This window comes from Streptomyces sp. NA02950, assembly GCF_013364155.1.
GTDB lineage: Bacteria > Actinomycetota > Actinomycetes > Streptomycetales > Streptomycetaceae > Streptomyces.
In genome coordinates this window covers 6,965,425-6,985,300 of sequence record NZ_CP054916.1, presented here as the reverse complement: position 1 = coordinate 6,985,300, position 19,876 = coordinate 6,965,425, and the positions used below count along the sequence as shown (strand labels likewise).

Below are 19,876 nucleotides of genomic sequence, written 5' to 3'. Positions count from 1 at the left end.
GTGCCAGAAGTTTTCGATCCGGTGGCGGACCTCGTCAAACGGCGCAGTGACCCGGTCGTCGTGCAGACGCTGCGTTCCGCGGCGGCCGCGACCATCGCCTACATCGTCGCGCTGGAGCTCAGCAGCGAGCCCGCCCCGCTGACCGCGCCGCTCACCGCCCTCCTCGTTGTCCAGGTCACCCTGTACGCGACCCTCACCACCGGGATCCGCAGGGTCAACGCGGTGGTCGTGGGCGTGCTGATCGCCATCGCCTTCAGCGTGCTGATGGGGCTGTCCTGGTGGAGCCTGGGACTGATCATCCTGGCCTCGCTGACGGCCGGCCACTTCGCGCGGGTGAGCGAGTTCGTGCCCGAGGTGGCGATCAGCGCGATGCTCGTCCTCGGCGTGACCCAGGTGACCAACACCGCCTGGGACCGGGTGCTGGAGACACTGATCGGCGCCGTGGTCGGACTGCTCTTCAACTTCCTGCTCGCGCCCCCGGTCTGGGTGGAGTCGGCCGGCAAGTCCATCGAGGACCTGGCCCGGCGGATGCGTCAGCTGCTGCTGCACATGGCCGAGGAGCTCGGCAGTCCCACCCCGGTGGAACGCGCCGCCGCCCGGCTCCACGAGGCCCGCCGCCTCGACCACGACATCACCCAGGTGGACGCCGCCCTGCGGCAGGCGGAGGACAGCGTACGGCTCAACCCCCGCGTCAAGGAGGGAGTGCTGCACCGCGTGGTGCTGCGCACCGGACTGGACACGCTGGAGATCTGCACGGTCGTCCTGCGGGTGCTCACCCGCACCCTGACCGACCTGGCCAAGGAGCGGGTCGAGGAGCCGCTCTTCCCGCCGGACGTGGCGGACGAGTTGTACGGCCTCTTCGTCCATATGGCCTCGGCCGTCGAGAGCTTCGCGGTACTGGTCACCAGCCCCATCAGCGCCAACGCCGAGGAGGCCGAGTCCCGGCTGGCGAACGAGCTGGCCAAGGCGCACACCAGCCGTGACCACGTCGCCCGCATCCTGCTGCGGCGCGTCCAGGAGCACCCCCGGCAGTGGCAGCTCCAAGGGGCCCTGCTCGCGGAGACCGACCGCATCCTCGCCGAGCTGGACATGGAACAGCGCTCCAAGCGGCTGATGGAGGAGCTGGACCGCAGCGCCCGGGAGAAGCACGAGCGCTTCCCCTTCCTGAGCAGGATCCAGCGCTGGTTCGGCCGCGGCCGCTCGGAGCGCTCGTCGGCGAGCTGAGCACCCGGCGTGGATCAACGCGTCTGCGGCACCACGCCATTGACACTCTGACACTATCGACTCATTCTGTCAGAATGCCACGTGACGCAACCGCCAAACGCGACCAGATCCTCGACGCGGCCCTCGGTGTCTTCGGCCGCTACGGCTACCGGCTCACCTCCATGGACCTCCTGGCCCAGGCGTCGTCCATGTCCCGCCCCGCCCTCTACCAGCACTTCGGCGGTAAGGAGGACATCTTCCGGACCGTGGGGACCCGGCTGGTCGACCAGATGATCCGCACCGCTGAGAAGGCGGCCGAAGCCGAAGGCAGTACGGCGGACCGGCTGTTCGGCGTGCTGACGGTGAAGCTGGAGCTCTCCGCCGGAACCCTCGACGCGAACGCGCGCAAGGAGCTGTTCGCCGAGTCCGCCGCGCTCGGCGACGCCACCGGGGCGGCCGGAAACCTCTCCGCCGCCCTGAGAACCCGTCTGATCGCCGTGGTCGCGGCCGTACTGGACTCCGCAGCGGCGGACCTCGACCTCCTGGACGACGTCCTCTCCGCCCAGGACGCCGCCGCCCTGCTGGTGGACGCCCTCACCGGTCTCGCCCAGGAGCCCGACCCGCCGGCCGTCCTCAGCGAGCGCCTGCGCCGGCTCATCGGCCTCACCCTGCGCGGTCTGTCCACGGGGGCGGGCACATGACCGACCCCCGGCGCACACCCCGACCATGTCCTCCGAACAGGCCGACCGCATCCGCCGGTGGCTCGTGGCCGAAGCGGGCTTCGGCTCAAAGGTCGTGGCCGGGCGGGAGCTGGTCCGGGACGGGCAGCGGGTGGAGTACACCACCTACCGGCTGAGCTCACTCAGCCGACGGGGTAGCGGTCCCGGGGGAAGACCAGGTCCTCGTAGGGCTCGTAGAGCTCGACCGAGCGGTGGAACTCGAAGGCCACGTCGTCGGCGAGTTCGGCGATCACCCCGCGGCCCTCGATCCGGGCCAGCCAGGCCGGCGGAAGGCGATGGTCGCCGTGCTGGGCGCCGAGGAGATTGCCGCAGATGGAGCCGGTCGAATCGCTGTCGCCGGAGTGGTTCACCGACAGCAGCAGGGCGGCCTGGAGCGGGGTGCGCGGCGGCATCGGGTCATAGCTGATCAAGCCGCCGGGGCCGTAGGAGATCTGCTGGTCCGGGGTCCGGGCCAGGGCGCAGTACACGCCGATGGCGAGCGCCTCCTCGGCGATCCAGCCGCCGCCCAGCGATTCGGTCTTCTCCGGGGACGGCTCGCCCTCGGCGGCCAGGTCGATCGCCTTGCGCAGCGCGGCGGTGGTCTCCTCGTGGCGCGGGTAGCGGGCGAGGATCTCCAGGGTACGCAGGGCGGCGCCCTCGAGGGATTCACCGTCGAGCAGGCACGCGATCATCGCGGCCAGGGCGCCCGCGGCGTAGTAGCCCGTGGGGTGGCCGTGGGTGATCTGGGCGCAGTGGGCGGCGAGTTCGAAGGAGCCGCGGGGGTCCAGGCCGACCAGCCCGAACGGGGCCGAGCGCATGACGGTGCCACAGCCCTTGGAGCCGGAGTTCACCGGGCCGGGGCGGCCGTCGAGCGGATCGTGCGGGGCGGGGATGTGCTCCTCCGCCAGCCCGGAGAGGCAGGCGTTGCCGGGGGCGCGGCGGGCGTACAGCCAGGGCTCGTGGCGCAGCCAGCCGGAGCGGACCGGGTCGAACGCGTCCTGGGCGGGCGGCGGCGCGGGGTGGTTCTGGGTGTCGAGCCAGCGCAGATAGGCATTGCGGACGAGGGCGGTCTCGGCGCCGCCGATGCCCTTGGACATGGCCCTGGCGTGCGCCCGTATCAGGCCCTCGGCGGTGAACAGGGTCATCTGGGTGTCGTCGGTGACCCGGCCCACGGCGCCGCTGCCGTCCGGGACGAGCGTGGTGACACCCGCGGCCCCGTGGGTCTCGCGGATCGCCCGCAGGGAGAGGAACTCGACCGGGTTGCCCAGGGCATCGCCGATCGCGCCGCCCAGCAGACAGCCCCGGATCCGGGCCCGCCGGGCGGCCGATTCGTCCCATGACTGGCGGATCACTGGCGGCTCCTCATCCGGTGCGATGTGCTCACGGACATGATCGCAGGTCTCCGCGACGGGCCGGGCGGCGTTAGATTCGAAGAGGGAGAACCTGGGAGGTGCATGACCGTGTCGATGCGCTTCATCCGGACGGGTGATGAGCCCCTGCACGCGCGCAGCCCGCTGCGGATGCGGTTCTGGCTCGCCGCATGGGGGCTGCTCTGGACCCTCGGGGGCACGGTGGCCTTCGCGGTCACCGGCCGGCCCGGCTGGGCGGCCGCCTGTGCGGTGCTCACCGCCCTCACCCTCACCGATCTCGCCCTGGTCATCCGGCACATCCGGCAGGGGCCGCACTACCAGCCCGGACGAGACGTACCGCCGTACGCCCCGGCCAGGGGGCGCGGCCGGTGGATGGCCGGGGACCACGGACGGGGTGCGCGGGGTCGCCGAGGGTGAGACCCCCGGCCGCCCCCCGACCTCCGTCGCTCGCGCCCCGGCCTCCGTCGCTCGCGCCCCGTTACTCGCCCTGCGTGCCCCGGTCGCCCCGGGCGCCCCGCTCGCCGAACCGCGCCGCCTCGACGAAGTCCGGGCGCGGGTCCAGCGCCGCCGCCAGCCGGAAGTGGCGGGTGGCCTCCTCCGGCCGGTTGGCCCGCTCCAGGGTGCGGGCCAGGGCGAAATGGGCGAAGGCATTGTCCGGCTCGCGCTCCAGCACCAACTGGAACTCCAGCTCCGCCGAGCGCAGCTGGGCCGCGCCGAAAAAGGCACGGGCCCGCAGCAGCCGGGCCGCGGTGTTCTCCGGGTGGGCGGTGATCACCGAGTCGAGCAGCTTGACGGCACCGCGCGGGTCCCGGGCGGCGAGCAGCTGCTCCGCGGCGCGGAAGTCGATGACATGGGTCTCGGGCGTGGGCTGGGGCACGGCGGTTTCCTTCCCCCGGGCACGGACAACGATGATCGGCGGCGGAACGGCAATCGGTACGGGCAGCACAACAACCGCCCCGCCCACCTCATTCCCCGTCGGGCCCCCCGCCAGACCCGATCAGCTCCCGGCCGCCCGCTCCACCAGCTCCGTCCAGACCGTGCGGACCTGTGGCTCCAGCGCCTCCAGCGGGCCGTCGTTGTCGATGACCACATCGGCGACGGCCAGCCGCTCGGCGCGCGTCGCCTGCGCCGCCATCCGGGCCCGCGCCTCGTCCTCGGCCATACCGCGCAGCCGGACCAGCCGGTCGAGCTGGGTCTCGGGCGAGGCGTCGACGACCACCACGACGTCGTAGAGCGGGGCCAGACCGTTCTCGGTGAGGAGCGGGACGTCATGGACCACCACGGCGTCGGATCCGGCGGCGTCCTCGAGCTCGGCGGAGCGCTCGCGGACCAGCGGGTGCACGATCGCGTTCAGGGCGCGCAGCCGCTCGGAGTCACTGAAGACGATCCCGCCCAGCGCGGGCCGGTCCAGGCTGCCGTCGGCGGTGAGCACCTCGGGCCCGAACTCGGCGACGACCGCAGCGAGTCCGGGAGTACCCGGCTCGACCACCTCACGGGCGATCCGGTCCGAGTCGATCAGCACCGCTCCGTACGAGGACAGAATGCGTGACACTTCGCTCTTGCCCGCGCCGATTCCACCCGTGAGCCCCAGCTTCAGCATGGGGCCACGCTATACGGGGCCCCGGTCAGCCACCGCCCTCGCCCTCCCGCTCGGCGAGGAAGCGCTCGAACTCGGCGCCCAGCTCCTCCGCCGAGGGCAGCTCGGCCGGTTCCGCGACCAGATTGCCGCGGGTCTCGGCCCCGGCCACCGCGTCGTACTGGTGCTCAAGCCCCCGTACCAGCGCGACCAGTTCCTCATCGCCCTCGGAGATCTGCCGCTCGATCTCCTCCTGCGCCTTCAGCGCCTCGGTGCGCAGCGCGTGGGCGGCGCCCGGCAGCACCAGACCGGTGGCCGCGGTGACCGTCTCGAGCGCGGTGAGCGCCGCGTCCGGATAGGCGGAGCGGGCCAGGTAGTGCGGTACGTGCGCGGCGACGCCGAGCACATCGTGACCCGCCTCGACGAGCCGGTACTCGATCAGCGCCGCGGCGCTCCCGGGCACCTGGGCCTCCTCGAAAACCCCTCGGTGGCCGGGCGTCAGATCGGTGCGGTTGCCGTGCGGGGTGATCCCGACCGGGCGGGTGTGCGGAACGCCCATGGGTATGCCGTGGAAGTTCACCGCGAGGCGCACCCCGAGCCGCTCCACCAACTGGCGTACGGCCGCCGCGAACAGCTCCCACTCCACATCCGGCTCGGGGCCGGTGAGCAGCAGGAAGGGCGCCGCGGTCGCGTCCCGCACCAGGTGGAGCTCGATGGCCGGGACCTCGTAGTCGGTCCAGCGGTCGCGCTGGAAGGTCAGCAGGGGGCGCCGGGCCCGGTAGTCGACCAGCCGGTCGTGGTCGAAGCGGGCGACGACCTGGTGCGGCAGCCCGTCCAGCAGTCGCTCGACGATCTGGTCACCGGTCTCCCCGGCGTCGATGTAGCCGTCGAAGTGGTAGAGCAGCACCAGCCCGGCCGAGTCCCGGGAGGCAATCGCGTCGACCTCCGCGAGTCCGCTCGACTCCCATGCGTACAAATCCTGCGGATCTAGCACTGTGACCGCTCCTCCTCGTGTTCCACATCCAAGAACACCGAACAGGGGCGGGAGCATTCCCGGCCGGGTCCGAACTGCTGTCGCGGCCACCACCGTTGCGCTCCGCCCGTCCGATTCCGGTCGCGCACATGCCAGGCGGGGTTGACGCACCGATACGCGGACCCTATCTTCGCGAGCCGTCAGCGGTTCACTATGTCGTCCAATGTTCACTTATCAGAACCTGGAATGTACCCCTGGGGTACATCGCCCCCTCCCGACCCCGGAACCCGCGCGTCCCCTGGCCACGGCAGGAAGGCAGCCTCGTATGCAGCCACACGGCCCCTCCCGGTTACGCACCCTGACCAACTCCTGCGCCGCCGCCGTGATCGCCACGGGCGGACTGGTCGCCGCGGGCTCGATCCCACGGGAGGCCACCGGGGTCACGGCCGCGCCGATTCGGGTCTCCGACACCGGCGGACTCAAGGACGCCCTGGCCGCCGCCCGGCCCGGCGATACGATCCGGCTCGCCGACGGGACCTACCGCGGCAGCTTCGAGATCACCGCGTCCGGCACCTCCGGCTCGCGGATCACCCTCACCGGCTCCCCCAGGGCCGTGCTCGCCGCGCACCGCGGCTACGGGCTGCATCTGAACGGGGCCTCGTACTGGACGGTCAGAGGGATCACGGTCAGCGGCGACCGGGCAGGCATCAAGATCGACAGCGCGGAGAGCGTCACCGTCGACTCGGTGTCCGGCTCGGTCTCGGTCTCGGTCGCAGCCCGGCGGCACGCGGGAGCCATGGCCCCGCCGGTCGTGCGTAAGGCCCAGGGCGTAAGCCCCTTGCGCGAACCCCGCGGGCATGCGTAAGGCCCGCTCCCCAGGGGGAACGGGCCTTACGCGACGATCGAACGATCAGGCGATCGAGCTGTCAGCCGGTGCGGTCGGCGGCGCGTCCGCCACCGACCGCCTCAGCCGATGATCAGCTCTGGCCGCCGGCCAGCTTCTCGCGGAGCGCGGCCAGGGCCTCGTCCGAGGCGAGGGCGCCGGAGTTGTCGGCCGACTCCGAGGAGTACGAACCGCCACCGGAGGCCTGACCGCCCGGCGCCGGAGCGGCGGCGCCGGCCTCGGCGGCAGCCTGCTCGTCGGCCTCGCGGGACTTGATGACCTGCGCCTGGTGCTGCTCGAAGCGCTGCTGCGCCTCGGCGTACTGGCGCTCCCACTCCTCGCGCTGCTTCTCGTAGCCCTCGAGCCAGTCGTTGGCCTCGGGGTCGAAGCCCTCGGGGTAGATGTAGTTGCCCTGGTCGTCGTAGGACGCGGCCATGCCGTACAGGGTCGGGTCGAACTCGACCGCGGACGGGTCGGCACCGAAGGACTCGTTGGCCTGCTTCAGCGAGAGGCTGATGCGACGGCGCTCAAGGTCGATGTCGATGACCTTGACGAAGATCTCGTCGTTGACCTGGACGACCTGCTCCGGGATCTCCACGTGGCGCTCGGCCAGCTCGGAGATGTGGACCAGGCCCTCGATGCCCTCGTCCACGCGGACGAACGCACCGAACGGAACGAGCTTGGTGACCTTACCCGGGACGACCTGACCGATCTGGTGGGTCCGGGCGAACTGCTGCCACGGGTCTTCCTGGGTCGCCTTGAGCGACAGGGACACGCGCTCGCGGTCCATGTCGACGTCCAGGACCTCGACCGTGACCTCCTGGCCGACCTCGACGACCTCGGACGGGTGGTCGATGTGCTTCCAGGACAGCTCGGAGACGTGAACCAGACCGTCGACGCCACCCAGGTCCACGAAGGCACCGAAGTTGACGATGGAGGAGACGACGCCGGAGCGCACCTGGCCCTTCTGGAGGGTGGTGAGGAAGGTCTGACGGACCTCGCTCTGGGTCTGCTCCAGCCAGGCACGGCGGGACAGGACCACGTTGTTGCGGTTCTTGTCCAGCTCGATGATCTTGGCCTCGAGCTCCTTGCCCACGTAGGGCTGGAGGTCGCGGACACGGCGCATCTCCACCAGGGAAGCGGGGAGGAAGCCGCGGAGGCCGATGTCGAGGATGAGACCACCCTTGACGACCTCGATGACGGTACCGGTGACGATCCCGTCCTCTTCCTTGATCTTCTCGATGGTGCCCCAGGCGCGCTCGTACTGGGCGCGCTTCTTCGAGAGGATCAGGCGGCCTTCCTTGTCCTCCTTCTGGAGAACCAGGGCCTCGATCTCGTCGCCGACGGCCACGACCTCATTGGGGTCGACGTCGTGCTTGATCGAAAGCTCGCGAGAAGGGATGACGCCTTCGGTCTTGTAACCAATGTCGAGCAGGACCTCGTCCCGGTCGACCTTCACGATGACGCCGTCGACGATGTCGCCGTCGTTGAAGTACTTGATCGTCTCGTCGATCGCGGCGAGGAAGGCTTCCTCGGAACCGATGTCGTTGACCGCCACCTGCGGGGTGGTGCGGGTTGCCTCGGTGCTGCTCGTCATGTGGGAATGGGCTCCGGTACGGACATTGAGTCGTAGGTACTGCTACGCCGGGGACCCGTATCGCACTGCCGAAGCCGGACAGCCTGGAGGCGGACCTTTCCGAGGATTTCGAAAAGCGCCTCGACAACCGAGGGGACATACAACAGATGCGAGCGCGGCCTGCTCCGTCCGAGGCGCGCAAGCCCGCAGCGCAACTTGTAGCATACGGGGGCAGCCGGGCATGGTCAATGCACGAAGAGCACACGCGGGGCTTATCGCCCCGAACCCGGCAATTTGCATGGTCCGTACTGCGACGCGGTCACGCCGTGCCCCGCAGCCACAGGTCGATACAGAGAGTACGACGACGCGCGCGATGGTCCAAGAACACGAGTCCAACGGCCACCTCGGGGCAGCGGCGGAGCCGACGGCCACCCGGCGGACCGCCGACGACGCGGAGAGCAGCCGGGCGAGCCGCGGGTGGTGGGACCGCAACGCGGACGAGTACCAGGAGGAGCACGGCCGCTTCCTCGGCGACGACCGCTTCATATGGGGCCCGGAAGGGCTCGACGAGGCCGAGGCCGGGTTGCTCGGCCCGGCGGACGGGCTCGAGGGGCTGGCCGTCCTGGAGGTGGGGGCGGGCGCCGCGCAGTGCGCGCGCTGGCTGGCGGCGCAGGGCGCCCGGCCGGTCGCCCTCGACCTCTCCAGCCGGCAGCTCCGGCACGCTCGGCGGATCGACGCCGAGGCCCGGGGCGGGACCGGCGCGGCGGGGCGGGAGCCGGTGGCCCTGGTGCAGGCCGACGCCACGGCGCTGCCCTTCCGGGACGGCTCCTTCGACCTGGCCTGCTCGGCCTACGGGGGGGTGCCGTTCGTCGCCGATCCGGTGCGGGTGATGAGGGAGGTCCACCGGGTGTTGCGGCCGGGCGGGCGCTGGGTCTTCTCGGTGACCCATCCGATCCGCTGGGCGTTCCCCGACGAGCCGGGCCCCGAGGGGCTGTCGGTCGCCGCCTCCTACTTCGACCGCACGCCCTATGTGGAACAGGACGAGCAGGGCCGAGCCGTCTATGTGGAGCACCATCGCACCCTGGGTGACCGGGTACGGGACGTAGTGACAGCGGGATTCCGGCTGATCGATCTCATTGAACCGGAATGGCCCGACTGGAATCACCAGGAGTGGGGCGGCTGGTCCCCGCTGCGCGGTGGACTGATCCCGGGCACGGCGATCTTCGTCTGCGAGCGGGACCGGGCCGCCCGGTGACCCGGCGCTCCGGCCCCGCCGGCACCACCGCCACCGCCGACGCCTTGGACCGGCTTCCCGTACGTGCCGCCGTACCGGAGCTGCTGCGCGCCCTCGACGAGCGGGGCGCGGCGGTGCTGTGCGCGCCGCCGGGCACCGGCAAGACCACCCTGGTGCCGCTGGTGCTCGCCGGGCTGGTGGACGACGGGCCGCCGGTGCGCCGGGTGCTGGTCGCCGAGCCGCGGCGGATCGCGGCCCGCGCCGCGGCACGGCGGATGGCGTGGCTGCTGGGTGAGCGGGTCGGCGGGCGGGTCGGCTTCACCGTGCGCGGAGAACGGCAGGTGGGCCGCGAAACCGTGGTCGAGGTGGTCACCACCGGAGTACTGCTGCAACGGCTGCAACGTGATCAGGAGCTGGCCGGGGTCGACACGGTCGTCCTCGACGAGTGCCATGAACGCCATCTGGACGCGGATACGGCCGCCGCCTTCCTGCTGGACGTCCGGGCGGCGCTCCGCCCCGAACTGCGGCTGGTCGCCGCGTCGGCCACCACGGACGCGGAAGGCTGGGCGCGGCTGCTCGGCGACGGCGACGGTGCCGCCGCGCCGGTGGTGTCGGCCCCCGGGGTGTCCCACCCGGTGGAGGTCGTATGGGCGCCACCGGCCCGCCCGGTCCGCCCGCCGCACGGGATGCGGGTGGATCCCGCCCTGCTGGAGCACGTCGCGTCGGTGGTGCGGCGGGCGCTGGGCGAGCGTGACGGCGATGTGCTGTGTTTCCTGCCGGGCGTCGGGGAGATCGCGCGGGTGACCGGGATGCTGGGCGGTCTGGACGGGGCCGAGGTGCTCCAGGTGCACGGCCGGGCCCCGGCGGCCGTCCAGGAGGCGGTGCTCGCCGGGGCGGACGGCGGCCCGCGGCGGGTGGTGCTCGCGACCTCCGTCGCCGAGTCCAGCCTGACCGTGCCGGGCGTACGGGTGGTGGTGGACTGCGGGCTGGCCCGCGAGCCGCGGATGGACCACGCGCGGGGCCTGAGCGCGCTGACGACCGTACGCGCCTCCCGCGCGGCCGCCCGCCAGCGCGCGGGGCGTGCCGGGCGCGAGGCGCCGGGCGCGGTCTACCGCTGCTGGCCGGAGGCGGAGGACGCCCGGCTGCCGCGCTTCCCGTCCCCGGAGATCGCCGGTGCCGATCTGACGGCGTTCGCGCTGCAAGCGGCGTGCTGGGGCGATCCGGACACCTCCGGCCTCGCCCTGCTCGATCCGCCGCCCGCCGGGGCGCTGACGGCCGCCCGCGAGGTGCTGGCCGCGATCGGCGCCGCGGACGCGGCCGGGCGGGCCACCGGGCGCGGCGCCCGGATGGCCCGGCTGGGCCTCCACCCCCGGCTTGCGCGAGCGCTGCTGGACGGGGCGCGGGAGGTCGGCGCACGCCGGGCGGCCGAGGTGGTGGCGCTGCTGAGCGAGGAGCCGCCGCGGGAGTACGGCGACGATCTGGCGGGCGCCTGGCGTACCGCCCGCCGCGGCGGCGACCCCTACGCCGCCCGCTGGCGGCAGGAGGTCCGCCGTCTGGAACGCGCCGTGACGGCGGAGGACACGGCGGACGTCATCGGGTCCGGTGCCTCGGCAGCCGCCCCGGACCGCGCGGACGCCGGGACGCGGGCCGCGGGCCGGGCCGGGGAGGCGCGGGGCCCGGCCACCGGCCACCGGGGCCGGACCGGCGCGGGCGCCCGGAGCGATGACGCCGTGGCGGGGCTGGTGGCCGCGCTGGCGTTCCCCGAGCGGGTGGCCCGGCGGCGCGGGGAGCGGGCGTATCTGATGGCGGCCGGAACCGGCGCGGAGCTGGGCGACGGGTCGCGGCTCGGTGGATCGGACTGGCTCGCGGTGGCCGTCGCCGACCGGCCGGTGACCTCCGCGTCCGCGCGGGTACGGCTCGCGGCCGTGACCGACGAGGACACCGCGCGCACGGCGGCGGCGGCGCTCGGCTCGGACGCCGAGGAGGTGCGCTGGGCCGAGGGCGAGGTGATCGCCCGGCGGGTGTCGCGGCTCGGCGCGATCGAGCTGGTGGCCCGTCCGCTGACCGCCCCCGATCCGGAGCTGGTGCGGGACGCCTTGCTGGAGGGGTTGCGCCGGGAGGGCCCGGGACTGCTGCGCTGGTCGGCCGGCGCCGCCTCGCTGCGGCAGCGGCTGGCCTTTCTGCACCGGGAGCTGGGGGCGCCCTGGCCGGACGTCTCCGACGCGGCGCTGGTGGCACGGGCGGACGACTGGCTCGGGGTGGAGCTGGGCCGGGCGCGCCGGCGGGCCGATCTGGAGCGGGTGGACGCCGGGCAGGCACTGTCGCGGCTGCTGCCATGGGCCACGGGTGACGCCGCGCGGTTCGAGGAGCTGGCGCCGGAGCGGGTCGAGGTGCCGAGCGGATCGCGGGTGCGGGTCGACTACGGCGAGGGCCAGCCGGTGCTGGCGGTGAAGCTCCAGGAGCTGTTCGGCTGGCAGCAGACCCCGCGGATCGCGGGCGGGCGGGTACCGCTGCTGGTGCATCTGCTGTCCCCGGCGGGGCGTCCGGCGGCGGTGACCGCCGATCTGGCGTCCTTCTGGAAGGACGGCTACCGGTCCGTGCGGGCGGAGCTGCGCGGTCGCTACCCCAAGCATCCGTGGCCGGAGGACCCGGCCACGGCCGAGCCCACCCGCCGCACCAACACCCGCCGCTGAGCCGGGAGTGCGGGCCGGCCCCGCGGGCGCGGTCAGTCGGCCCAGTCGCGGAGCCGGCGGGCGGTTTCGCTCAGACGGAGTCCGGTGGTCTTCCGTATGTCGCGGACCAGTTCGACCATGGCGCCCGGCGGCGGGGTGATGCGTTCTCCGGATTCCTCCATGTACATCTGCGCGCAGGCCGCGCCGATCGTGGCGTTGTAGTCGGAGAACGGTTCGAGGATCAGGGAGGTGTGCAGAAAGGTGGCAGCGCGGGCGGCGGCCTCCTCGTAGTACGGCTCGCCCGCGAACCGCTCGTAGCGGTGCCGTTCGGTCATGCAGTGCAGTGCGCCCCAGTCCCGCACCGGTGTGTTCACCGGGGAGACCGCGACCTGGACGTTCAGCACCCAGCCGGCATCGACGTACAGGATCACCGCATGCCGTGCGGGAACTCCCGCTCGAATTCCGTCTTGTACTCCAGCGCGAACCTCACGGCGCCCTCGACGAAGCGCTGCTTCTGCCGCCGCCGCACCACGTCCTCGGTCAGTATGTCGTGCGCCAGCCGCTTGATCGCGACGCCCTTCTCCTTGGCCTCGGCACGCAGCTCGGCCAGCTCCTGCTCGGTGAATTCAATCGTGATGCCCGGCATGGGCGGAATGCTAGCCATGCCCCCACCCTGATCACTACCGGCTTCGCTACCTCGAGCGAATATCAGGACGGAAGTTGACGACCCCGGACATCGGCCCGGACATCGGCCCGGCCCACCGCGCGGTCAGCACTCCAGCCGCACGGAGAACTGCTCCGCCGACGGCATCGGCTCGTCCACCGGATGCGGGCCCACCCATATCAGCGCCTGCTCGAAGGTGCCGTACGAGCCGTTGTCCACGGTCTGGCCGACCACCAGCGCGTTGCCGCCGCAGCGCCAGGCCGCGTAGTGCCACGCGCGGCCGCCGCCCGTGTCATGGCTGACCACCGTCCCCGGCTCCCCCAGCCGCTCGCCGAACGCCTCGACGGCGGCGCGCCACTGGGCGTCGAAGACGGAGCGGCCGGCCTCGCGGTGGAAGACCCAGGAGGGCTCCTCGTCGTAGTACGTGGCGAGCCAGTCGACGTTGCTCGTGAGGCCGTCCGCCTGGAGCTCGGCATCGAAGTCGTCGGGCTCGTAGTAGTAGCAGAACGGGATCAGGCATTCGGTGTCGGCCGTATCCCCAGGGCCGCCGAAGCACTCGGGATGGACATGGTGACCCGTCCCGGTGTTGAACGAGGACATACGGGATCCGTCGGGCACCCAGCCGAAGCGCTCGACGGCGGCCCCGGTGGCGCCCGGCTTCCATTCCAGACGCGCCAATTCGGCGATGCGGCCGATGAGTTCCGGGCCGGGGACACAGGTGGTGACGGGCATGTCCCCCACGCTACGAGGAGCCACTGACAACCGGCTCGGCCGCCGCGGTTCCGGCCGCGGCGGCCGGTCGCGGGCGGCGGACGCGGGCCTCCATCCACAGCGCGAGGGCGAACAGCCCGGTTCCGAGGGTGAGCAGACCCCACGGCAGATAGCTGGTGAGCAGGAGGATCAGCTGCCGCTGGGAGGAGACCAGGTCCACGGTGTGCTCGACGTAGTCCTCGCGCATCTTCACATGGCCGGAGAAGACGGTCACCTTCTCCCGGTCGCCGAGCAGGGTGCCGCCGCGCAGCTCCTCGCGGTGGATCTCCTCACCGTTGACGGGCGCGCCGGTGGTGGGCTCGACCCAGAACATGCGCTTGGTGGTGTACCAGCGGGAGGTGCCGGCCTGACGCACGGTCTCGGGGGTGACGCCGTCGACCGGCATGGTCTTGGGCAGCGGCACCTTGGTCCAGGGGACGGTCTGCTCGAAGTAGTAGACCTCCAGCCCGCGGAAGGTGCGGGCGCCCTTGTAGTGGATGGGGGCGGACGTGCGGGTCTGGGCGTCGAAGTAGCGGTAGTCGCGCTTCTCGGTGAGGAACGGCCATTTGAACTCGATGCCGTCGCGGCGCACCGCGTCCCCGTCGACGTGTTCACCGCCGGAGTGCACCGGGTCCTGGGAGTGGGCGTCGAAGACATAGCGTTCGGGGATCCGGGAGACCATCTTCCCGTCGGGCCCCTCGATGTACGACAGCGCGTCCCAGACCACCACATCGCGGCCGGTGGTCCTGCCGACCTCCTCGGCGACCGCCACGTTTCCGCGCAGGGTCTGCACGATGCTGACCCTGGGGACCGTGCGGGGCTTCATGGTCCCGTAGTCGAGGAGGGTGGCGGGGGCGGCTTCGAGTACGGCCGTCTGGTACTCGTCGGGCGGGATCTTGGCCAGCCGGGGGAACGCGTACCAGCGCAGCAGCGGTGAGAGGGCGGCGCAGAACACGGCGAAGGCGAGCAGCACCAGGCTGGTCGTGCGGCGCATGACGGTCCGCCTCCCTCAGGGGTGTTCGGGGACGGTGGTGAGCAGGGGCTCGGGGGAGGTCGTGCCGCTGGGGGCGCCGATGGCGGAGATGGTGAGGACGAGCGCGAGGGCGGCGGTGAGCCCGATCGCGGCGGCGGCGAGGGCACGCATGCTGGGCCTCCCGTTGCTCCGGGTGACGAGCGGGAGCTGACGTAGCGTCAGTTCGGGGGCACCGTAGCAACGGGGAGCGCAGAGGGGAACACGACGACGGGAACGAGACGGGCGGTGCGGTGTGCGGTACGCGGCCTGCCGGCGGCCCGGCCGTCAGGAGGCGGCGGCCTGGGTGACCGTCAGCTCCACGGTGAGCACGGCGCCGTCGGCCGTGGTCAGCCGGAGCAGATAGGTGCCCGTGTGCTCGTCGGCGAGGATCTTCGGCAGGGTGAGCTGCCCCAGGGCGTTGGTCTTCAGACCGGTCAGGGTGCGGACCGGCTTGCCCTTCTCGTCCAGGAAGTACGGGCCCTTGTCGTTCTGCACGGGCTTCTTGGGATCGGCGGTGACCATGGTCGCGGTGACCGGGACACCCGCCGCCACCTTGCCCTTGTAGGTGGCCTTGACGGTGAGCGGGTCGGCGAAGGCGCCGCCGGTCTCGGCCTTGAGGGCCTTGTCGCCGATCCGGGCCAGCACATCGGCCCGCGGGGCGGGGCGGGCCTTGACGGTGGCCTTGAACTCCACCGGGGTGAGCTTGCCGCCGTCGGCCGTGGCGCGCACGGTGAAGGAGCCGGTCTGCTCGCCCGCGGTGAGCTTGGGCGCGGTGGCGGTGCCGTCGGAACGGGTGAGCACCACGGCGGACTTGACCAGACCGAGGAAGCGCGCGCCGGTCTCCCCGCGGATCTCGTACAGGATCTTCGCCTTGGCCACCGGCTTGCCCTTGGCGTCCACCGCGCGGACGCGGGGCGGCTGGGCGAACTCGGTGCCCGCGGTGGCGGACAGTTCCTTCGCGCCGACGGAGGCAAGGGCGGTGGGCCGGCTGGGTGCGGGAGTCGTGGGCGGCTTCGGTGAGGGGGGGCCGGGCGTCTCGCCGCCGTGCGAGGGGGGCTTGGGGGTGGAGTCGGGGTCGGGGTCGGGCTTGGGGAGGGTGTGCGGACGGCCGGGGTCCTTGCCCGTGTCCTTCCCTCCGTGGCCCTTTCCACCGTGGCCCTTCCCTCCGTGGCCCTTTCCACCGCCGTGGCCCTTGTGCGAGCCCTTGCCGCCGGTGCCCGGTCCGGAGCCGCCCGAGCGGTTGTCGGAGGGCAGCACTCCGGTGCCGTCGGGGACCTCGTGGGTGCCGCTCTTGTAGTACTCGAACCACGACAGGACCGTGTTCAGATACTCCTGCGAGTGGTTGTAGCCCAGGATCGCCTGGTGCAGAGAGCGCTCGGAGGACAGGTCCCGGCCGCTCGCGCACAGGTAGTGTCCGGCGGCGAGGGCCGCGTCGTAGATGTTGTTGGGGTCGCGGTCGCCGTCGCCATTGCCGTCCCGGCCCCAGTTGGCCCAGGTGGACGGGATGAACTGCATGGGACCGACGGCCCGGTCATGGCCGGAGTCCCCGTCGAAGGCACCGTTGTCGGTGTCCTTGATCATGGCGAAGCCCTTGCCGTTGAGCACCGGGCCGAGGATGGGGCTGGGGGTGGTGCCCTCAGCGTCCACATTGCCGCCGCGGGCCTGGCCGGACTCGACCTTGCCGATCGCGGCCAGCAGCTGCCAGGGCAGATTGCAGCCGGGGCGGGACTCCTTGAGGGCGGCTTCCGCCTTCTTGTACGCGGCGAGGACGGTCGCGGGGATACCCGCCTCGGCCTTGGCACCCCCGCCGGGGATACCGGGCAGATCGGCCGACGACCCCGGTTTGTCGGGCGTCTTCAGGGGCGGCAGATCGGTGTGGTACGACGAACCGCCGTCAATGGGGGTGTCGTCCACCGCCGGTGATTCGCTCGCCTGCCGCTCCCGGTTGCGGTCCCGGTCGCCGTCCGACGTGCTGGCGAATCCCGGTGCCTGTGAGGCGGTGAGGGCGGCCATCGCGGCCGCCGCCACCGCCGTCGTGGCCGCCCCCTTGCGCAGTCGCCGGCTGATAAGCGGTGCCATCCGTGTGTCCCTCCCGTCGAACACAATGCGCTCCCCCGCGCGTCAACCCTCGTGACACTACGACAACTTATGGCCCGCAGCCAGCGATGCACACCTCGCGTCCGCGCTTCTCCGAGCTTCTCTGATAAGGGTTGCCTTACTGGCCCTAAGGGTTACCTCAGTGAGCGGCCGACTCCCAGTCCGCACCGGAACCGACCGATACATCCAGCGGAGCCCGGAGTTGGAAGGCGTCCGCCATCTCACGGCGCACCAGCTCCTCGACCCGCTCCCGCTCACCGGGCGCGACCTCGAGCACGATTTCGTCGTGGACCTGCAACAGCATCCGCGACGAGAGTTTCTCCTTCGTCAACGCCGCGTCCACCTTGAGCATCGCGATCTTCACGATGTCGGCGGCGGTCCCCTGGATCGGGGCGTTGAGCGCCATCCGCTCGGCCATCTCGCGGCGCTGACGGTTGTCGCTGGTGAGGTCGGGCAGATAGCGGCGGCGGCCGAGCATGGTCTCGGTGTAGCCGGTGGCCCGCGCCTCCTCCACGACCCGCTGGAGATAGTCGCGCACCCCGCCGAACCGCTCGAAGAAGTTCTCCATCAGCTTGCGGGCCTCATCCGGGGTGATGCCCAGCTGCTGGGAGAGGCCGAACGCCGACAGACCGTACGCCAGACCGTAGGACATCGCCTTGATCTTGCGGCGCATCTCCGGGTCCACCTCGGACTTGGCGACGCCGAAGACCTGGGAGGCGACGGTGGTGTGCAGGTCCTCACCGGAGGTGAACGCCTCGATCAGGCCCTCGTCCTCGGAGAGATGGGCCATGACGCGCAGCTCGATCTGGCTGTAGTCGGCCGTCATCAGCGACTCGAAGCCGTCGCCGACCACAAAGCCGCGCCGGATGGCCCGGCCCTCGTCGGTGCGCACCGGGATGTTCTGGAGGTTGGGGTCGGTGGAGGACAGCCGGCCGGTGGCGGCCACCGTCTGGTTGAAGCTGGTGTGGATCCGGCCGCCGGGCGCGATGGTCTTGATCAGCCCCTCGACGGTGGAACGCAGCCGGGCCTGCTCACGGTGGCGCAGCATGATCACCGGGAGCTCGTGGTCGGTCTGCGCGGCGAGCCAGGCGAGCGCGTCGGCGTCCGTGGTGTAACCGGTCTTGGTCTTCTTGGTCTTGGGCAGGCCCAGCTCGCCGAAGAGCACTTCCTGGAGCTGCTTGGGCGAGCCGAGGTTGAACTCATGGCCCACCGCGGCATGGGCCTCCTGCACGGCCTGCTGCACGGCGGCCGCGAACTGCTCCTCCATGCGGTCCAGCCAGGCGCGGTCGGCGGCGATGCCCGCACGCTCCATCCGGGCCAGCAGCTCGGAGGTGGGCAGCTCCACATCGTGCAGCAGCCCGGCGGCGCCGACGGCCTCGAGCCGGTCGCCGAACGCCTCGCCGAGGTCGAGGATGGTCCGCGCCTTGATCATCAGGGCGTCCTGCTCGGCCTCTTCGTCGGTGCCGAAGGCGAGCTGTCCGCTCTCCGCGGCGGAGGCCGGGGACAGCTCACGGCCCAGGTACTCCACCGACAGCGCGTCCAGCTCGAAGGAACGGCGGCCGGGCTTGACCAGATAGGCGGCCAGGGCGGTGTCCATGGTGACGCCCGCGACGGACCAGCCGTGCTCGGCGAAGACCCGCATGATCCCCTTGGCGTTGTGCATGACCTTGGGGCGGCCGGTGTCGGCGAGCCAGCCGGCGAAGGCCCGCTCATCGGCCTCGTCCAGCCGCGCGGGGTCGAAACAGACGGCCGGTCCCCCGGCGGTGGCCAGCGCGATCTCACTGACACTGCCGCTGCCCAGGGCCCAGCTGTCGACGGTGGCCAGGCCCAGCGCCGCACCGCCGTGGATCGCGAGCCAGGGGGCGAGTTCGCCCTCGCCCAGCGTGACTCCCTCGACCTCGACACCGGGGCCCGCGGCCACCGGCTCCTCCTCGGCGGCGCCGGGGTCGACGGCCATGAGGCGGTCGCGGAAGTTCTGGTGGCGGAACTCCAGGGCGTCCAGGATCACCGAGAGCGCTTCCCTGTTGTACGGAGCGCGCTTGAGACCGTCCGGGCCGGTGCCCAGCTCCACATCCCGCACCAGCTCGGTGAGCTGCCGGTTGAGCTTGACGGCCTCCAGATGCTCGCGGAGCTTCTCGCCGACCTTCCCCTTGACCTCCTCGACCCGGTCCACCAGCTCCTGGAAGGAGCCGAACTGGTTGATCCACTTCGCGGCGGTCTTCTCGCCGACGCCCGGGATACCGGGGAGGTTGTCCGACGGGTCGCCGCGCAGCGCCGCGAAGTCCGGGTACTGGCGCGGGGTGAGGCCGTACTTCTCCTGGACCTTCTCCGGGGTGAAGCGGGTCAGCTCGGAGACGCCCTTGGTCGGGTAGAGCACGGTGACATGGTCACTGACCAGTTGGAAGGTGTCGCGGTCGCCGGTGACGATCAGCACCTCGAACCCCTCGGCCTCGGCCTGGGTGGCAAGGGTGGCGATCACGTCGTCGGCCTCGAAACCGTCGATCGCGAAGCGGATGACGCTCATGGCGTCGAGCAGCTCGCCGATCAGCTCGACCTGGCCCTTGAACTCATCCGGGGTCTTGGAGCGGTTCGCCTTGTAGTCGGTGAACTGCTCGGAGCGCCAGGTCTTGCGCGAGACGTCGAACGCCACCGCCAGGTGCGTAGGCCGCTCATCACGGAGCGTGTTCGCCAGCATCGAGGTGAAGCCGTAGATCGCGTTGGTGGTCTGGCCGGTGGTCGTGTTGAAGTTCTCCGCCGGCAGCGCGAAGAATGCCCGGTATGCCAGGGAATGCCCGTCCAGCAGGAGCAGGCGGGGACGGTCCTCCCCCGTGCGGTCGGGCGCGGGCGCTGCGGTCTTCTTCGATGCTTTCTCTGCCACGTCCCCGATCCTGCCACGCCCCACCGACAATGCTTCCCGCTCCGGCACCGGACCGGCCGGCGGGATCGCGGCGCGATGAGGACGAGACCGCGGAGCGATAAAGGGGACAGGAAGGAGACAGGAAGGGACAGGAAGGAGACAGGAGGCCAGGACAACAAGGGAGGAGAACAGGGGAGACCGCCCGGTCCCGGATGTCGGTGCCGCATGACAGGATCGTTGGCAGCAGATTCCTGCACAGGACACGCACCGCAGAGCTCAAAGGGGAGCGA

At 71.7% G+C, this 19,876-nt stretch carries 18 protein-coding genes; 6 read left to right on the top strand and 12 right to left on the bottom strand.

The window, feature by feature from the left end; genetic code table 11:
- The gene (locus HUT19_RS30710; protein WP_217712293.1) at positions 1-1,224 is read left to right on the top strand and encodes an aromatic acid exporter family protein; all 1,224 of its coding nucleotides are present in this window, start codon (positions 1-3) and stop codon (positions 1,222-1,224) included.
- A gap of 74 nt (positions 1,225-1,298) precedes the next feature.
- Positions 1,299-1,904, top strand: a complete 606-nt coding sequence (locus HUT19_RS30705) for a TetR/AcrR family transcriptional regulator (RefSeq protein ID WP_176183566.1) — start codon at positions 1,299-1,301, stop codon at positions 1,902-1,904.
- Between the two features lie 161 nt (positions 1,905-2,065).
- Here the strand turns inward: HUT19_RS30705 and HUT19_RS30700 are convergent, their stop codons facing one another.
- A complete protein-coding gene (locus HUT19_RS30700; RefSeq protein ID WP_176183565.1) occupies positions 2,066-3,274 on the bottom strand; it encodes an ADP-ribosylglycohydrolase family protein in 1,209 nt (402 codons plus the stop codon).
- 114 nt (positions 3,275-3,388) lie between these two features.
- On the opposite strand from HUT19_RS30700, the gene HUT19_RS30695 reads away from it, so the two are divergent.
- Positions 3,389-3,709 (top strand): DUF6343 family protein, encoded by a 321-nt coding sequence (locus tag HUT19_RS30695; RefSeq protein ID WP_254886245.1) that lies wholly within the window; start codon positions 3,389-3,391, stop codon positions 3,707-3,709.
- 61 nt (positions 3,710-3,770) lie between these two features.
- Here HUT19_RS30695 and HUT19_RS30690 read toward each other — a convergent pair whose 3' ends face one another.
- The 3 genes from HUT19_RS30690 to HUT19_RS30680 form a co-directional block, all read right to left on the bottom strand.
- The gene (locus HUT19_RS30690; RefSeq protein WP_176183563.1) at positions 3,771-4,169 is read right to left on the bottom strand and encodes a tetratricopeptide repeat protein; all 399 of its coding nucleotides are present in this window, start codon (positions 4,167-4,169) and stop codon (positions 3,771-3,773) included.
- A 120-nt stretch (positions 4,170-4,289) separates the two neighbouring features.
- Complete coding sequence (gene coaE, locus HUT19_RS30685) at positions 4,290-4,892, bottom strand: dephospho-CoA kinase (protein ID WP_176183562.1); 603 nt, start codon at positions 4,890-4,892, stop codon at positions 4,290-4,292.
- 25 nt (positions 4,893-4,917) lie between these two features.
- The gene (locus HUT19_RS30680; RefSeq protein ID WP_176183561.1) at positions 4,918-5,862 is read right to left on the bottom strand and encodes a PAC2 family protein; all 945 of its coding nucleotides are present in this window, start codon (positions 5,860-5,862) and stop codon (positions 4,918-4,920) included.
- Between the two features lie 304 nt (positions 5,863-6,166).
- On the opposite strand from HUT19_RS30680, the gene HUT19_RS30675 reads away from it, so the two are divergent.
- Entirely contained in the window at positions 6,167-6,706 is a 540-nt protein-coding gene (locus HUT19_RS30675; protein WP_254885871.1) for a hypothetical protein, read from the top strand.
- 112 nt (positions 6,707-6,818) lie between these two features.
- Here the strand turns inward: HUT19_RS30675 and rpsA are convergent, their stop codons facing one another.
- Entirely contained in the window at positions 6,819-8,321 is a 1,503-nt protein-coding gene (rpsA, locus tag HUT19_RS30670; RefSeq protein ID WP_176183560.1) for a 30S ribosomal protein S1, read from the bottom strand.
- A gap of 352 nt (positions 8,322-8,673) precedes the next feature.
- Between rpsA and HUT19_RS30665 the strand changes: the two genes are divergently transcribed.
- Both HUT19_RS30665 and HUT19_RS30660 read left to right on the top strand, forming a co-directional pair.
- Complete coding sequence (locus tag HUT19_RS30665; RefSeq protein ID WP_176183559.1) at positions 8,674-9,555, top strand: class I SAM-dependent methyltransferase; 882 nt, start codon at positions 8,674-8,676, stop codon at positions 9,553-9,555.
- Positions 9,447-12,227: an ATP-dependent RNA helicase gene (locus tag HUT19_RS30660; RefSeq protein ID WP_176183558.1), complete on the top strand. Its 2,781-nt coding sequence runs from the start codon at positions 9,447-9,449 to the stop codon at positions 12,225-12,227. The genes HUT19_RS30665 and HUT19_RS30660 overlap by 109 nt, the downstream gene beginning before the upstream one ends.
- 32 nt (positions 12,228-12,259) lie before the next feature.
- Here HUT19_RS30660 and HUT19_RS30655 read toward each other — a convergent pair whose 3' ends face one another.
- The 7 genes from HUT19_RS30655 to polA form a co-directional block, all read right to left on the bottom strand.
- Positions 12,260-12,637, bottom strand: coding sequence for a hypothetical protein (locus tag HUT19_RS30655; protein WP_176183557.1), 378 nt, complete (start codon positions 12,635-12,637; stop codon positions 12,260-12,262).
- Complete coding sequence (locus HUT19_RS30650; RefSeq protein WP_176183556.1) at positions 12,634-12,852, bottom strand: hypothetical protein; 219 nt, start codon at positions 12,850-12,852, stop codon at positions 12,634-12,636. Before HUT19_RS30650 ends, HUT19_RS30655 begins: the two co-directional genes overlap by 4 nt.
- 123 nt (positions 12,853-12,975) lie before the next feature.
- The gene (locus tag HUT19_RS30645) at positions 12,976-13,602 is read right to left on the bottom strand and encodes a hypothetical protein (protein WP_176183555.1); all 627 of its coding nucleotides are present in this window, start codon (positions 13,600-13,602) and stop codon (positions 12,976-12,978) included.
- Between the two features lie 10 nt (positions 13,603-13,612).
- On the bottom strand, positions 13,613-14,614 hold the full coding sequence (locus HUT19_RS30640; protein WP_176183554.1) for a DUF3068 domain-containing protein: 1,002 nt from the start codon (positions 14,612-14,614) through the stop codon (positions 13,613-13,615).
- Positions 14,615-14,629: 15 nt separating this feature from the next.
- Positions 14,630-14,764 (bottom strand): SPW_0924 family protein, encoded by a 135-nt coding sequence (locus HUT19_RS30635; protein WP_176183553.1) that lies wholly within the window; start codon positions 14,762-14,764, stop codon positions 14,630-14,632.
- A gap of 153 nt (positions 14,765-14,917) precedes the next feature.
- Entirely contained in the window at positions 14,918-16,711 is a 1,794-nt protein-coding gene (locus HUT19_RS30630) for a lytic transglycosylase domain-containing protein (RefSeq protein ID WP_176183552.1), read from the bottom strand.
- Between the two features lie 157 nt (positions 16,712-16,868).
- Entirely contained in the window at positions 16,869-19,607 is a 2,739-nt protein-coding gene (gene polA, locus HUT19_RS30625) for a DNA polymerase I (protein ID WP_176183551.1), read from the bottom strand.
- Between the last annotated feature and the right edge of the window lie 269 nt (positions 19,608-19,876).

What these genes read in the sequence shown, in the direction of transcription:
- HUT19_RS30705 (WP_176183566.1), top strand. Translation starts at nt 1,299, where the DNA reads ATGCCACGTGACGCAACCGCCAAACGCGACCAGATCCTCGACGCGGCC.
- HUT19_RS30695 (WP_254886245.1), top strand. Translation starts at nt 3,389, where the DNA reads ATGCGCTTCATCCGGACGGGTGATGAGCCCCTGCACGCGCGCAGCCCG.
- coaE (WP_176183562.1), bottom strand. Translation starts at nt 4,892, where the DNA reads ATGCTGAAGCTGGGGCTCACGGGTGGAATCGGCGCGGGCAAGAGCGAA.
- HUT19_RS30675 (WP_254885871.1), top strand. Translation starts at nt 6,167, where the DNA reads ATGCAGCCACACGGCCCCTCCCGGTTACGCACCCTGACCAACTCCTGC.
- rpsA (WP_176183560.1), bottom strand. Translation starts at nt 8,321, where the DNA reads ATGACGAGCAGCACCGAGGCAACCCGCACCACCCCGCAGGTGGCGGTC.
- HUT19_RS30665 (WP_176183559.1), top strand. Translation starts at nt 8,674, where the DNA reads ATGGTCCAAGAACACGAGTCCAACGGCCACCTCGGGGCAGCGGCGGAG.
- HUT19_RS30660 (WP_176183558.1), top strand. Translation starts at nt 9,447, where the DNA reads ATGGCCCGACTGGAATCACCAGGAGTGGGGCGGCTGGTCCCCGCTGCG.
- HUT19_RS30650 (WP_176183556.1), bottom strand. Translation starts at nt 12,852, where the DNA reads ATGCCGGGCATCACGATTGAATTCACCGAGCAGGAGCTGGCCGAGCTG.
- HUT19_RS30645 (WP_176183555.1), bottom strand. Translation starts at nt 13,602, where the DNA reads ATGCCCGTCACCACCTGTGTCCCCGGCCCGGAACTCATCGGCCGCATC.
- HUT19_RS30640 (WP_176183554.1), bottom strand. Translation starts at nt 14,614, where the DNA reads ATGCGCCGCACGACCAGCCTGGTGCTGCTCGCCTTCGCCGTGTTCTGC.
- HUT19_RS30635 (WP_176183553.1), bottom strand. Translation starts at nt 14,764, where the DNA reads ATGCGTGCCCTCGCCGCCGCCGCGATCGGGCTCACCGCCGCCCTCGCG.
- HUT19_RS30630 (WP_176183552.1), bottom strand. Translation starts at nt 16,711, where the DNA reads ATGGCACCGCTTATCAGCCGGCGACTGCGCAAGGGGGCGGCCACGACG.